The sequence below is a fragment of the Rhizobium sp. TRM96647 genome, from assembly GCF_025780115.1.
Taxonomy (GTDB): domain Bacteria; phylum Pseudomonadota; class Alphaproteobacteria; order Rhizobiales; family Rhizobiaceae; genus Mycoplana.
Genome location: NZ_JAOXHF010000012.1, coordinates 180,270 through 194,177 on the forward strand (window position 1 = coordinate 180,270; position 13,908 = coordinate 194,177).

At 66.0% G+C, this 13,908-nt stretch carries 13 protein-coding genes; 7 read left to right on the forward strand and 6 right to left on the reverse strand.

Going from position 1 to position 13,908, the window contains the following annotated elements; translation table 11 throughout:
- Positions 1 to 3: 3 nt before the first annotated feature.
- The gene (locus OCK02_RS20385) at positions 4 to 942 is read right to left on the reverse strand and encodes a diacylglycerol/lipid kinase family protein (protein ID WP_263814608.1); all 939 of its coding nucleotides are present in this window, start codon (positions 940 to 942) and stop codon (positions 4 to 6) included.
- Positions 943 to 1,249: 307 nt separating this feature from the next.
- Between OCK02_RS20385 and OCK02_RS20390 the strand changes: the two genes are divergently transcribed.
- Together OCK02_RS20390 and OCK02_RS20395 are read left to right on the forward strand one after the other, a co-directional pair.
- Positions 1,250 to 2,494 (forward strand): MFS transporter, encoded by a 1,245-nt coding sequence (locus OCK02_RS20390; protein WP_263814609.1) that lies wholly within the window; start codon positions 1,250 to 1,252, stop codon positions 2,492 to 2,494.
- Between the two features lie 324 nt (positions 2,495 to 2,818).
- A complete protein-coding gene (locus tag OCK02_RS20395) occupies positions 2,819 to 3,238 on the forward strand; it encodes a DoxX family protein (RefSeq protein WP_263814610.1) in 420 nt (139 codons plus the stop codon).
- 434 nt (positions 3,239 to 3,672) lie between these two features.
- Here the strand turns inward: OCK02_RS20395 and OCK02_RS20400 are convergent, their stop codons facing one another.
- The 4 genes from OCK02_RS20400 to OCK02_RS20415 all read right to left on the reverse strand — a co-directional run bounded on the left by OCK02_RS20400 (position 3,673) and on the right by OCK02_RS20415 (position 8,551).
- Positions 3,673 to 4,560, reverse strand: a complete 888-nt coding sequence (locus tag OCK02_RS20400) for an ABC transporter permease (RefSeq protein WP_230803279.1) — start codon at positions 4,558 to 4,560, stop codon at positions 3,673 to 3,675.
- A 117-nt stretch (positions 4,561 to 4,677) separates the two neighbouring features.
- Entirely contained in the window at positions 4,678 to 5,676 is a 999-nt protein-coding gene (locus tag OCK02_RS20405; protein WP_263814611.1) for an ABC transporter substrate-binding protein, read from the reverse strand.
- A 308-nt stretch (positions 5,677 to 5,984) separates the two neighbouring features.
- Positions 5,985 to 6,599, reverse strand: coding sequence for a L,D-transpeptidase (locus OCK02_RS20410; RefSeq protein WP_230803275.1), 615 nt, complete (start codon positions 6,597 to 6,599; stop codon positions 5,985 to 5,987).
- Between the two features lie 287 nt (positions 6,600 to 6,886).
- On the reverse strand, positions 6,887 to 8,551 hold the full coding sequence (locus OCK02_RS20415; protein ID WP_263814612.1) for an electron transfer flavoprotein-ubiquinone oxidoreductase: 1,665 nt from the start codon (positions 8,549 to 8,551) through the stop codon (positions 6,887 to 6,889).
- 459 nt (positions 8,552 to 9,010) lie between these two features.
- Between OCK02_RS20415 and OCK02_RS20420 the strand changes: the two genes are divergently transcribed.
- The 5 genes from OCK02_RS20420 (at position 9,011) to OCK02_RS20440 (ending at position 12,872) form a co-directional block, all read left to right on the forward strand.
- Positions 9,011 to 9,799, forward strand: a complete 789-nt coding sequence (locus tag OCK02_RS20420) for an SDR family oxidoreductase (protein WP_263814613.1) — start codon at positions 9,011 to 9,013, stop codon at positions 9,797 to 9,799.
- A 66-nt stretch (positions 9,800 to 9,865) separates the two neighbouring features.
- On the forward strand, positions 9,866 to 10,777 hold the full coding sequence (locus tag OCK02_RS20425) for a uracil-DNA glycosylase (protein WP_263814614.1): 912 nt from the start codon (positions 9,866 to 9,868) through the stop codon (positions 10,775 to 10,777).
- Between the two features lie 215 nt (positions 10,778 to 10,992).
- A complete protein-coding gene (locus OCK02_RS20430) occupies positions 10,993 to 11,169 on the forward strand; it encodes a hypothetical protein (protein ID WP_230803271.1) in 177 nt (58 codons plus the stop codon).
- Between the two features lie 67 nt (positions 11,170 to 11,236).
- Positions 11,237 to 11,380 carry a hypothetical protein gene (locus OCK02_RS20435; protein ID WP_230803270.1) on the forward strand — a complete coding sequence of 48 codons (144 nt, stop codon included), beginning with the start codon at positions 11,237 to 11,239 and terminating at the stop codon, positions 11,378 to 11,380.
- A 196-nt stretch (positions 11,381 to 11,576) separates the two neighbouring features.
- Positions 11,577 to 12,872, forward strand: coding sequence for an MFS transporter (locus OCK02_RS20440; RefSeq protein ID WP_230803269.1), 1,296 nt, complete (start codon positions 11,577 to 11,579; stop codon positions 12,870 to 12,872).
- 43 nt (positions 12,873 to 12,915) lie between these two features.
- On the opposite strand, the gene OCK02_RS20445 is transcribed toward OCK02_RS20440, so the two are convergent.
- A complete protein-coding gene (locus tag OCK02_RS20445; RefSeq protein WP_263814615.1) occupies positions 12,916 to 13,854 on the reverse strand; it encodes a DMT family transporter in 939 nt (312 codons plus the stop codon).
- Positions 13,855 to 13,908 lie beyond the last annotated feature (54 nt).

Here is a 13,908-nt window from a genome sequence, read left to right on the forward strand (position 1 = left end):
GGCTCAGGCGGCCGCCTCGTTCCTAGGGGAGGATTGCTGCGCCTCGACGCGCGGGACGATCACCTTTAGTTCGCCCGCGTGCAAGCGGAGCGCCACGTCCTTGCCCATCGGCAGGAGCTCGCCGTCGATGACGCAATTGACGGCGCGGTCGATCTTGGGGAAATGCAGGTCGACGGCGCTGCCGGTCATCTCGGTCACGTCGGCGTTCTCGCGCAGCTTGCCGCGCAGGATGTCGGTGGCGAGCCTGGCGACGCCGCGGGACGTCAGCGGATTGGCGACGTAGAAGCCGAGATGGCCGCCGGTGACGTCGTCGGCATAGAGCAGCCCGTCATTGCCGAAGCGGTTGTTGGAGACGTTGATCGCCGAGACGCGGCGATGCTCCTTCACGCCGTCGACGTCGAACTCGACCTCGAAATCCGGCGGATCCAGCATGACGCCGACAGCGGCGCGCACGTTCGCGGCCATCTTGCCGACCCGCGAGCGGTAGGTCATCGCATTGCGCAGCCGCACCATGCGCGCATGCATGCCGGCGGAAAACTGGTGGACGAAGGCGCGGCCGTTGGCGCTGCCGATATCGGCTTCGGCCACGGTGCCTTCGGCGAGCGCGTCGAGCGCGTGCCAGATGTTGAGCGGTATGCGCAGGGTGCGGGCGAAGAGGTTCATGGTACCGGCCGGGACGACGCCCAGCGAGATGCCGCTCTCCCAGGCGAAGCCGGCCGCCGCCGAGATCGTGCCGTCGCCGCCGCCGGCGAGCATGGCGTCGAGATCGGAGCGGTCGGCGCAGCGCCTGAGCGCCATCTCGATATCAGCGCCCTCGACGACATCGCAGTCCAGATGGTGGCCGGCATCGCCGAACACCCTTTCGGCGTGGCGGACATAGGCTTCCATGTCGGTGGTGCGGAAAGTACCGCCATCCTTGTTGAATATCGCCTGAATCCGCATCGGGTTCTCCGGTCCTTCTCGCCCTCCCCAAACGTTCTCCGCATTAGATAGTTGCAAAGCGGCGAAATAACAGCGTGGCCGATCACATCTCACTTACGCGCAGCGAACGCGGCTGCCATGCAAAAATGCGGATAGTCAAACCTGCGGACGATGCTAACGTCGGAGTTTCCCGGCAAATGCCTTGCCGGTTCTATCCTGATGATTCTTCGTGCATGGCCGTTGGCCGGATCGTCTGCACCGCAGCCAGGGAGGAAGGCTGCCGGGCGCGCTCCCACCCTGTTCCATGCGCCGTCCATAGAGAAATGCCGTGTCCGACCTCCACCTTGCCGAAACCGCCCTTTCCCCCGCCGACCAGGTCCGCGTCTCGCCGCTCACGGTGGCGCTGATCGTCTTCGCGCTTGCGGTCGGCAGCTTCGGCATCGGCACGGGCGAGTTCGCCATCATGGGGCTTTTGCCTGATGTCGCCACGACCTTCGGCGTCTCCAACGCGCAGGCCGGCTATGTCATCAGCGCCTATGCGCTCGGCGTGGTCGTCGGGGCGCCGGTGCTGGCAGTGATCGGGGCACGCTTCCGCCGCCGCGATCTTCTGCTGGCGTTCATGGCGGTCTTTGCGATCGGCAACATCGCCAGCGCGCTGGCGCCGACCTTCGAGAGCTTCATCGCGATGCGCTTCCTGACCGGCCTGCCGCACGGCGCCTATTTCGGTGTGGCCGCCCTCGTCGCCGCCTCGATGGTGCCGGCCAACAAGCGCACGCAGGCCGTCGGCAAGGTGATGCTGGGCCTGACGCTCGCGACCCTGATCGGCACGCCGCTCGCCGCCTTCTTCGGCCAGATGCTCGACTGGCAGTTCCTGTTCGCCGCCGTCGGCTTCACCGGCGCGCTGACCGCAGTCCTCATCGCCGTCTTCCTGCCGCGCGACAAGGCGCCGGTCGGCATCAACGCCTTCACCGAACTGGAAGCCCTGAAGCGCAAGCAGGTCTGGCTTACGCTCGGCATCGCCGCCACCGGCTTCTGCGGCATGTTCGCCGTCTTCACCTACATCTCGCCGATCGTGACCGAGGTTGCCCGGCTCGACCTCTCCATGGTCCCGGTCATCATGGCCGTGTTCGGCTCGGGCATGATCGTCGGCAACATCTTCGGCGCCAAGCTTGCCGACCTGTCGCTGATGCGCACGATCGGCTGGTCGCTGACGGTCTACTTCTTCGTGCTCGTCACGCTCTCGCTGACGGCCCACATCCCCGCCATGCTGTTTGCCTGCTGTTTCCTGATCGGCTGCAGCTTCGTCGTCGGGCCGGCGCTGCAGACGCGCCTGATGGACGTCGCCGGCAATGCCCAGACGCTGGCCGCGGCCCTGAACCACTCGGCCTTCAACGTCGCCAATGCGCTCGGCGCCCTTTTCGGCGGCATCGCCATCGACCTGGGCTACGGCTACGGCTCGATGGGCTTCGTCGGCGCGATCATGGCCGTCTGCGGCATGCTGGTGTTTGCGACGTCCGTGGCACTCGACCGGCGCGACCGTCAGGTTCCGACAGCCATCGTTCCGGCGGAATGACCGGCTGACCTCCAGCCGCCCTTGAACGCGCAGCCGCAGCCATGCGGCGCGCGGCCGCCTGTCGATCTCCTCTTCCCTCCCTCGTCCCTTTCCCCTCCCGGCGCCCGGCCCGCAGGCCAGCCGGGCGCGCGCGACCTTGCGCGGTTGTGCGCCGCGGCCTGCAATCACGACAGGTTACAGGGGTGTTACCAAGGTGACACCTTGCGGCACCCGCTTTGGTAGAGATGTCTCCAGCGGCCCGCTGAACGAACCGAAAGGAGCGGGGCGGGTCGCCCGGAAGCCGGTACGGCGCCGGAAGATCGAACATGTGACCTGGAGATTGAAATGCCTCGCTTTATCGATTCCCTGACCGGTTCGGACTGGTTCGGCACCCTCGCCCGCACGGTGCTGACCTCCATGTTCTGGATGAGCGGTCTGGCGAAACTGATCGACTTCGATGCCGGCGTCGCCGAGATGGCGCATTTCGGGCTGGAGCCCGCCCCGTTCTTCACCGCCGCCGTCGCGCTGACGCAGCTGTTCGGATCGGCCTTCATCATCGCCAACCGCTTCACCTGGCTCGGCGCCGGCATGCTCGCGGTCTTCACCGCTCTGACCATCCCGATCGCACACGCCTTCTGGACGATGGAAGAGCCGTTCCGCACCCTCGAATTCTATATCGTGATGGAGCACGTGACCGTCATCGGAGCGCTGATGGTGGTGACCTGGAAATCCGCCCATCCCGACCCGGTTGTCGCTACGGCGTAGCGGCAAAGGGACGCCGCCCCGCCCCCCAACTCCCGGGGCGGCGTCCTGATCGCATTCCGCTTCCGATGCAGGGTCGGTTCGGATCCCTCGATACCTTCCTCATGACATCGCCCATCCTGACCGGTTTGCCGCTGCGGCGTAGCGGCAAAGGGACGCCGCCCCGCCCCCCAACTCCCGGGGCGGCGTCCCCGATCGCATTCCGCTTCCGATGCAGGATCGGTTCGGATCCCTCGATACCGTCCTCGTGACATCGCCCATCCTGACCGGTTTGCCGCTGCGGCGGAGCGGCAAAGGGACGCCGTCCCGCCCCCCAACTCCCGGGGCGGCGTCCCCGATCGGATCGGATCGCAGGGTCTAGAGGACACGAGGACAAGACAAAGGCCCCGGCGCGATGCACCGGGGCCTCCTTTTCGTTCCTGCGGGCGACCCTGCGCTCAGCCGTGCACGATCTCGCGGTGGCGCTGCAGGCGCTTACCGTAGGCCTGGCTGACGCGGTCGAAGATGATGGCGATGCCGACGATGGCCAGCCCGTTGAAGATGCCGAGGGTGAAATACTGGTTGGAAATCGCCTTCAGCACCGGCTGGCCGAGGCCCTGGACGCCGATCATCGAGGCGATCACCACCATCGCCAGCGCCATCATGATCGTCTGGTTGATGCCGGCCATGATGGTGGGGAGCGCCAGCGGCATCTGCACGTTCTTCAGCTTCTGCCAGCCCGACGAGCCGAAGGCGTCTGCAGCCTCCAGCACGTCCTTGTCGACGAGGCGGATGCCGAGATTGGTCAGCCGGATCATCGGCGGAATGGCGTAGATGACGACCGCGATCAGGCCCGGGACCTTGCCGATGCCGAGCAGCATGACGACGGGGATGAGATAGACAAAGCTCGGCATGGTCTGCATCACGTCGAGGATCGGGTTGATGACGTTCTGGAGCCGGTCGGAGCGCGACATGGCGATGCCGATCGGAATGCCGACCGCAATCGACAGCACGGTGCAGACGAAGATCATCGAGATCGTCTTCATCGTGTCGTCCCACATGTCGAAATAGCCGATGACCAGGAGCGTGCCGATACAGCCGGCGACGATCTTCCAGTTGCGGCTGGCGAGCCAGGCGATCAGGGCGATCGCGAGGATGACGATCGGCCAGGGCGTGCGCGTCAGGAGCCGTTCGGACTGGATGAGGAAGAACTGCAGCGGATCGAAGAAGCTCTCGATCGTGTCACCATAGGCACGCGTGAACGCGCGAAAGCCCTCGTCGATCGCCTTTTTCAGATCGCGCAGCGAATTGTCGTTCATGTGCGGAAATTTGGTGAGCCATTCCATGCCCGTTCCCCTTCTTCTGGCCTCTCTGCGCCACCGGCCGTGCTGCCGGCAGCCGCCGGAAAACCGGCAGGCGGCGCGCCCTTGCCGGACGCGCCGCCGAGTTTAACAGTTACAGGATCAGAGCGAAGCCTTGATCTTCTCTGCCGCTTCCGGCGAAACCCAGGGGGTCCAGAGGGCTTCGTTTTCCTGCAGGAAGTGCTTGGCGCCGTCCTCGCCGCTCGCCTGGTTGTCGGTCATCCAGGCCATCAGCTTGTTGACCGTGTCGTTGCTCCAGGCGCGCTTGTTGAGGTAGTCCATGACATCGGAACCGGCGCGGTCGGCGAAGCTCTTCGTCACCAGCGTCTGCACCTTGTCCTTCGGCCAGTCGTTCTTCTTCGGGTCCGGGCAATCGGCCACGGTGTTGCAGCGCTTCCACTCGGCCATGTCGGCGGGGACGCCGTGCTCGAGCTTGACCATCTCGTACTTGCCGAGCAGGGCGGTCGGGGCCCAGTAGTAGCCGACCCAGCCTTCCTTGCGCTCATAGGCCTTGGCGATCGAGCCGTCGAGGCCGGCGGCAGAGCCGGTATCGATCAGGCTGAAGCCGGCGGCTTCGCCGCCATAGGCCTTGAAGAGCTGCGCGGTGACGACCGTGCCGCCCCAGCCCTGCGGGCCATTGTGGACGGCGCCCTTGGAACTGTCTTCCGGATCGGGGAACAGCTCGGGATGCTTCAGGGCATCGTCGATCGTCTTGATCTCGGGATTGGCGTCGGCGAGATACTTCGGGATCCACCAGCCCTGGACGGCGCCGTCCGAAAGCGCCACGGCGGCGCCGACGAGCTTGCCTTCCTCGAGGCCGCGGTTGACGACGTCAGGCAGAAGGTCGACCCAGCCCTCCGGCGCCAGATCGGGCGCGCCCTTCTCGATCATCGAGGTGATGGTGGGAACGGTGTCGCCGACGATGACCTCTGCGTTGCAGCCATAGCCTTCGGAGAGAATGATGCTGTCGAGGGCCGCCAGGACCTCGGCGCTCTGCCAGTTCATGCTGGCGATCGTCACGTCGCCGCATTCGGCGTTTGCCGCGCCCGCAAGGCCGAACAGGCCGAAGGCGAGACACGTGGTTGCAAGAAGCTTCTTCATTGTCGGTTCCCTCTATCATCCGGCGGTGATTTCGCCCCAATGTCCGACTGCACCGCCGCAACCGGAATCGCGATTGGAAGCACCGGACCGGACCGACGGCGGGGCGCCGGACCGGTCGGATGCACAGCCAAGAGTTTTGCAGGCGTGCGGGGGAATGTCGCTCAGAATGCGTCCGGGACTGGTCCCATTGCGCCATCGCCATCAATTCGCCATGACCGGCCGGCTGCAACGCGACCAGCGCCGCCCGTCATGCGGGTGCGGCGCTAATCGGATGATAGCATTCAGCTTTTTCGCAAGGCCGCCGAGAATCAGGCCTGCAGCACGACGACCCGGTCGCCGGAATTGACGCGCTCGTAAAGGTCAATGACGTCGTGGTTGAGCATGCGGATGCAGCCGCTCGACATGGCGAGCCCGATCGATTCGGGCTGATTGGTGCCGTGGATGCGGAAATGGGTGTCGTTGCCGCCGCGGTAGAGATAGATGGCGCGGGCGCCGAGCGGGTTCCACGGACCGCCTTCCAGGCCGCCGGCGAGCTTGCGGTAGCGCTCCTCGCGACGCTGCATGTTGAGCGTCGGCGTCCAGCGCGGCCATTCCGCCTTGCGCCCGACATAGGCGTTGCCGGCCAGCGCCAGCCCCTCGCGGCCGACGCCGACGCCGTAGCGCATCGCCTTGCCCTCGCCGAGCACGTAGTAGAGCCGGCGCGCCGGCGTATCGACCACGATCGTACCCGCCTTGTACGGTCCCGCATAGGCGACTTCCTGGCGGCGCAGCTCCGGCTTGATCTTGTCGAGCGGCATCGCCTTCAGCGGAAACTTCTCGTCGGGAACGGCCGCGTAGTTGGCGACATGGCTCGGAGCGCTGGTGGAGCAACCGGCAAGCAGGGCGGACATGCCCAAGAGGAGGCCTCGGCGGGAAATCGACATGAATGTGTCCTTGGTCAGTCAATAATATGACCAAGGTTTATTGAGTTTATGGTTAATGAATTGATAAAGCGCGATTGGGGATCGTGATCACGAATGCGTCAATTGGGGTGTGCGCACGTTCCGCGGTTGCTTGGTGGCGGCAGCGCCCGTGGCGCTTATCCAGCGCAAAGCTGCACAGCGACTGAACCAGTTGGGCGGAAGCGATCCCGCGGCGAAGGCAGCGCCGCGAAAAAGATGGAACCCCGATGGCAGTTGGGGGCCGTCCGAGTGACCGTGGCCCCCGCCCCTCACATATTCGGATAGACCGGCCCCTCGCCGCCCTGCGGGGGCACCCAGTTGATGTTCTGGTTGGGGTCCTTGATGTCGCAGGTCTTGCAGTGGACGCAGTTCTGGGCGTTGATGACGAAGACGTCCTTGCCATCCTTCTGCACCCATTCATAGACGCCGGCGGGACAGTAGCGGGTGGAGGGGCCGGCATAGACGTCGAGTTCCGAGGTCTTCTGCAGTTCCGGATCCTTCACCTGCAGGTGGACCGGCTGGTCTTCCTCGTGGTTGGTGTTCGACAGGAACACCGAGGAGAGCCGGTCAAAGGTGAGCACGCCGTCGGGCTTCGGGTAGTCGATCTTCTGGTGCTTCTCGGCCGGCTCGAGGCTCTGCGCATCGGTCTTGCCGTGCTTCAGCGTTCCGAAGAAGGAGGCGCCGAACAGCGTGTTCGTCCACATGTCGAGCCCGCCGAGCGCCACGCCGATCGCCGTGCCGAACTTCGACCACAGCGGCTTGACGTTCCTGACCTTCTTCAGGTCCGAACCGATGGCGCTGTCGCGCCAGCCGCGCTCGATCTCGATCGGCTCGTCATGGGCGCGGCCGCTTGCGATCGCGTCCGCCAGCTTCTCGGCGGCGAGGATGCCCGACAGCACCGCATTGTGGCTGCCCTTGATGCGCGGCACGTTGACGAAGCCGGCCGAGCAGCCGATCAGGGCACCGCCGGGGAAGGACAGCTTCGGCACCGACTGGTAGCCGCCTTCGGTGATCGCGCGCGCACCGTAGGAAAGCCGCTTGCCGCCCTCGAAGGTGCCGCGGATGGCCGGATGGGTCTTGAAGCGCTGGAACTCCTCGAAGGGATAGAGCCAGGGGTTCTTGTAGTTCAGGTGGACGACGAAGCCGACGGCCACCAGATTGTCCTCCAGGTGATAGAGGAACGAGCCGCCGCCGGTCTTCATGCCGAGCGGCCAGCCGAAGGAATGCTGCACGAGTCCGCGCCTGTGGTTCTCCGGCTTCACCTCCCAGAGCTCCTTGAGGCCGATGCCGAACTTCTGCGGCTCGCGGCCCTTCGAGAGGTCGAACTTCGCAATCAGCTGCTTGGCGAGCGAGCCGCGCACGCCTTCGCCAATGAGCGTGTACTTGCCCAGAAGCGCCATGCCGCGGGTGTAGTTCGGTCCCGGCTCGCCGGAGCGTTCGATGCCCATGTCGCCGGTAGCGACGCCGATCACCGCACCCTCGTCGTTGTAGAGCACCTCGGTCGCGGCAAAGCCCGGATAGATCTCGACGCCGAGCTCCTCCGCCTTGGTCGCCAGCCACCGACAGACGTTGCCGAGCGAGACGATATAGTTGCCGTGGTTGTTCATCAGCGGCGGCATGGCGAAGTTCGGCAGGCGCACCGAACCGGCCGGGCCGAGGACGAGGAAGTGATCGTCGGTCACCTCGGTCCTGAAGGGATGGCTGTCGTCCTCGCGCCAGTCGGGCAGCAGGCGGTCGATGCCGATGGGATCGACGACGGCGCCGGAGAGGATGTGGGCGCCGACCTCGGCCCCCTTCTCGAGCACGACGACGGAAAGCTCGGGGTCGACCTGCTTCAGCCGGATCGCCGCCGAAAGACCCGCCGGCCCCGCGCCGACGATCACCACGTCGAACTCCATGCTCTCGCGTTCGGGAAGTTCCATCGCTTCGCTCATCCGTTCCTGCCTCCGCTGCCATCCCCTTGACGGCTGACTGTTATTGCGGCCCTCATGGCAAATGCGCAAGTCTCTGTCGAGCCAAGGGACGACAGGAAATGTCCGCATTTGCGCATGACGTCATGCTCGAGAGCGGACATTTGTTTACGTTAACGTATACGTCAATAGAGAATGTGGCCGCGATACCGTTCCTCCCCTGCCCGGCGGGCGCCTGCGTCCGATGGGCATGTCGCAGCCTATGGCCAACGGCGCGAGCATTCTTGACGATTGCGGAACCATTCTTGACAGGATCGGCGCTCCCCTGCCGGCCGAAGACATGGCGGACGGTTTGGCAAGCCGTGACGGGCGTACTATAGCCATATGCCGACTGGCCGGCCGACGACTGCCCGCGTGGACGAACCATGGACGCGGCACCAATCGGCACGGCTCCCGAAGAACAATTCCAGCAGGAGAAGACAGATGGATCTCGGCATCAAGGGTAAGAGGGCGCTGGTGCTCGCCTCGTCGCGGGGGCTCGGCCGGGGCATTGCCGCAGCACTGGCGCGCGAAGGCGCGGACGTGCTGCTGTGCGGACGCAACGCCGAAGACCTTGCGGCAAACTGCGCCGCCATCAACGCCGAAGGTGGCGGGCGCGCCTCGTTCGTACTCGCCGACCTGTTCGAGGCGGACGTGGTCGAAAAGCTCGAGGCGGCGGTCGCCGAGAAACTGGGCGGGATCGACATCCTGGTGAACAACTCCGGCGGCCCGACGCCGGGATCGACCGAGGACATGACGCCGGAGACGCTTGCAAACCATTTCAACGCGATGGTGCTGCGCCTGATTGCGCTCACCAACCGTCTCCTGCCGCAGATGAAGGCGCAGCGCTGGGGCCGCATCCTGACGGTCGCCTCCTCCGGCGTGATCGAGCCGATCCCCGGGCTGGCGCTGTCGAACACCCTGCGCCCGGCCCTTGCCGGCTGGTCGAAGACGCTTGCCAGCGAAGTTGCGCAATACGGCATCACCGCCAACATGCTCTTGCCCGGAAGCATCCGCACCGACCGGCTGGAAAGCCTCGACGCGGCCGCAGCCAGGCGCAGCGGCCGGTCGATCGAGGCGGTGCAGGCCGCCTCCGAGGCGGAGATCCCCGCCCGCCGCTACGGCCGGGTGGAGGAATTTGCCGCCACCGCCGCCTTCCTCTGCAGCGAGCCAGCCAGCTACGTGACCGGCTCGCTCGTGCGCTGCGACGGCGGCGCTGCGCGATCGACCTGAGCGAAGGGCGCGCCCGACCCTGCCGCGGCCTTGCGGCAGGTGCGGGCGTTCCTGTATGGCTAGGGCATGATCTCCGCCGCCGACCTCCAAGCCGCCGAACTGGCCGCCCTGCTCGCGTTCCACGCCGACGCCGGTGTCGAGTGGCTGCTCGAGGACTGGCCCGTCGACCGCATTGCCGAATTCGAGGCGATGCGGGCTGCCCATGCCGCCCGGCAGGGACAACGACAGGACCAGGGCGGCGGCGACGCGGCCGCCCGGAACACGGAGGGACGACAGGCGCCTTCCGGCAGCGCCGGCACGCGCAACGCCGCACGCGCCGCGCCGCGGGAGATCGCGGCCCCCGCCGTTGCCATGCCCGACGGGCAGGCGGTGGCCGAGGCCTCCGCTGCGGCAGCCGGAGCTGCGACGCTCGACGAACTCAGGGCGGCGATGGAGCGCTTCGGCGGCTGCAACCTGAAGAACAGCGCTCGCGGGCTGGTCTTTGCGCAAGGCAACCCGCAGCCCCCGATCATGGTGATAGGGCCGATGCCCAATGCGGACGACGACCGCGAAGGGCTCCCCTTCTCCGGCCGTCAGGGCGCGATGCTGGACCGCATGCTCGCCGGCATCGGCCTTGTCCGCACCGACGTGCTGCTGTCCAACGTCATTCCCTGGCGCCCGCCGGGCAATCGCGTGCCCTCGGCGCCGGAAAGCGACATCTGCCGCCCCTTCATCGAACGCCAGATCGCGCTGGCGGCACCGAATCACCTGCTCATTCTCGGCAATTTCGCCGCCCGGTTCTTCTTCGGCGGCACGCAAACCATCCATCAGATGCGCGGGGAATGGCGGCAGGTGGAGATCGGCGGGCGAAAAATTGCCGCACTGGCGACGCTGCACCCGCAGGATCTCGTCGCCGCACCGGTCAGCAAGCGCCTCGCCTGGCAGGACCTGCTTGCGTTTCGCGCAGGGCTGGCGGCTGCAGCCGAGCGAATCGACTGATCTTTCAATCATCGATTTCAATAGGTTAATCGATATTCGCCGTTACAGGCGAACGCGACCGTTGCGCTTGCTGCCGAAATCGCTGCCTTCTTCATGAACAGAATATTACGAGAGCCATGCGATCTGCGCATATCAGCGGGGCGTAATGTCGCATTGTAAGTCTGATGCTGCGCTGCAATATTAGCCACGGGAGGACAGATTAAGGATATTCGATCATGACCGCCCGCCTTCGCCCCATCCATTCGAGCTTCGAGACGCTGCGCCATGCCGCCTACCGTCCGGCTGATGGCTTCGGTGGCCTGCGCACTTTGGCCAACGAGCAGATGACCGCTTCCGGCTATGCTCGCATCAACCGCCCTGCAAACATCTACGCCGAGTTCGTGCAGCGCTGATAGTGCGCTTGCATTCATCCGGCCCCTGCAGGACCGAAGTGCCGTTCCAAGACCGGGAAGAAACCGAATGCACCGTTTCCGCAAGCTGATTTCCGACCTGCACGACATCCGCGCGGCGGTCAACGCCGCGCGCGAGTACAACGTGCTGGCCTCCCTTCCCCGCGGCGCCGCGCAGCGGAGCGACCAGTTGAAGGCGTTCCTGCCGAACTGAGCGGCCTGGCGGGCGTTCGCCCGCAGGGCCGTTGCCCCGTCGCGGCCCGCAGCCGCGCCACTCCCTCCTTTATACCGCTCCGTTCTTTGCGCCAATCGCTGTCGCAATGGACACCGCAAGCGGACTTCGTTAGAGGCACAGTCCTTGACGTCCCGCGCGCCATTTCGGCCGTGCGCGGCATCTCCGGAATCCTGTCATGCTGGCGAGTCTCGTCCCCTTTGTGAGCCTGCTGCTCTCCACGCTCCTGATGATGGTGGCGTTCGGCCTGCAGAGCTATGTCATCCCGGTGCGGGCGGTGGCCGAAGGCTGGTCGACGCAGACGATCACCTGGATCGCGACGGGCTATACGCTCGGCTTCACCTCGTCGTGCATCGTCACCCCGAAATTCATCCTCGCCGTCGGCCATGTGCGCGTGTTCGTGGCGCTGGTGACGCTGCTTTCGATCGCGATCCTGCTCTGCTCGGTGATGGTCGACTGGCGCGCCTGGATCCTGTTCCGCACCATTTCCGGCTTCGCGATCGCCGGCAGCTACCTGATCATCGAGAGCTGGCTGAACGAGCGGGTGACCAACGACAACCGCGCCGGCGTGTTCTCGCTCTACGTCATGACGACGATGATCGGCAGCGTCGCGGGGCAATATCTGGTGCCGCTCGGCGATCCGATGAGCACGACGCTGTTCATCCTCTGCGCCATCATCTTCTCGGTCTCGCTGCTGCCGACGGCGCTGACCTCCTCGCCGCTGCCCGCGCCGCCGACCCAGGCCCGGTTCGACGTGCCGAAGCTCTATCGCCGCTCGCCCGTCGCCGTCGTCGGCGCCTTCCTCGCGGGCGCCCTGTCCGGCGCCTGGCTCAATCTCGGCGGCGTCTTCACCCAGCGCATCGGCCTGACGACGACGCAGGGCGCCACGCTGCTCTCGGCCCTCCTCGTCGGCAGCACGCTGGCGCAGATCCCGATCGGACGGGCTTCGGACCGGATGGACCGGCGGCTCGTCATGGTGGTCTGCGGCGGCATCGGCGTGGCCGCAAGTCTCGCCATGATCGCCGTCCAGGGCAGTTCGCCGGTCCTGCTCTATCTCGTCGCCGGTCTCGTCGGCTCGGTCCTCTTCCCGATCTACGCGCTGAACGTCGCGCATGCGAACGACCTCGCCCAGCCGGACGAATATGTCGAGATCTCCTCGGGGATGATGATCACCTACGGGGTCGGCACGATCTCCGGCCCGCTGGTGGCCGGCCCGGTGATGGACCGCTTCGGCCCGACCTCGCTGTTTGCCGTCTTCACGCTCTATTTCGCCCTCTACGGCGGCTATGCCGCCTGGCGCATCATGCGGCGCGACGCCCAGACCGGCATGGTGGGCAAGACCGACTACCAGGCGATGCCGGTGCAGCCGCTCGCAGCCGAAGCGGCGGCCGCCCTGCAGGCCGATGCCGTCACCGACGAGGCAACGGACGAACTCATCGCCGACACGACCACGCCGCAGTGGACGAAGCCCTGAGCCCCTGAACGGATCGAGGCGCGGGACAGGCACGCGCCGTCGCTCAGCCCTGCGGGGTCAGGTGCCGGCGCGCCGCCTTCCTGCGCAGGCCGAGCCGGTGCTCGCGGATGATGATGAAGATGCCGGCGCCGACGACGATCAGCGTGCCGACCAGCATGGTCAGCGTCGGCACGTCGTCGAACAGGAGGTAGCCGAAGCCCATGCCGAGCAGGATCGAAGTATATTCGAACGGGGCGATGGTGGAGACGTCCGCATAGCGATAGCTCGCCGTCAGCAGAAGCTGGGCGACACCGCCGCAGAAGCCCGCCAGCGCCAGCAGGAAAAGCGCCCGGCCGGAGAGGTCCACCCAGCCGAACGGCAGGGTCGCGAGCGAGAAGATCGAGGCCGACAGCGAGAAGTAGAGCACGATCGTCGACGTCCTCTCCGTCTGCACCAGCCGGCGCACCAGCACCATCGCGATGGCGCCGAGCGTGGCCGAGGTGAGCACGGCGAGGGCGCCGAGCGCTTCGGCGGTGCCGACGCCGCCCTGCTCCAGGAGCGTCAGCCGCGGCCAGGTGATGACGGCGACGCCGACAAGCCCGACCAGCACCGCCGACCAGCGATAGATGCCCACCGTCTCCTTCAGGAACAGGGCGGCAATCATGACCGCGATCAGCGGCATCGCATAGCCGATCGCGATCGCCTCGGGCAGCGGCAGGTGGAGAAGGCCGTAGAAGCCGAAGCTCATCGCCAGGATGCCGACGAAGCCGCGACCGAGATGGCCGAGCACGTTTTCCGTGCGGAAGGAGGCCACGAGTTCGCCGCGCACGGCGAGCCAGGCCATGATCGGCACCATGGCGAAGGCCGAGCGATAGAAGGTGATCTGGCCGGTGGCGATGCCCTCCCCGGCCGCCTTGATCAGCGTGGACATGCAAACGAAGATCACGACGGAGGAGACCTTGAGAAAGATCGCCTTCATCGGCTGCTGCTCGGCGAATTCCATGCGTCTGACAGTCTCTTGTTCGCGGCCCTGCAGGGCCGCAGCGCATCGGCGTCC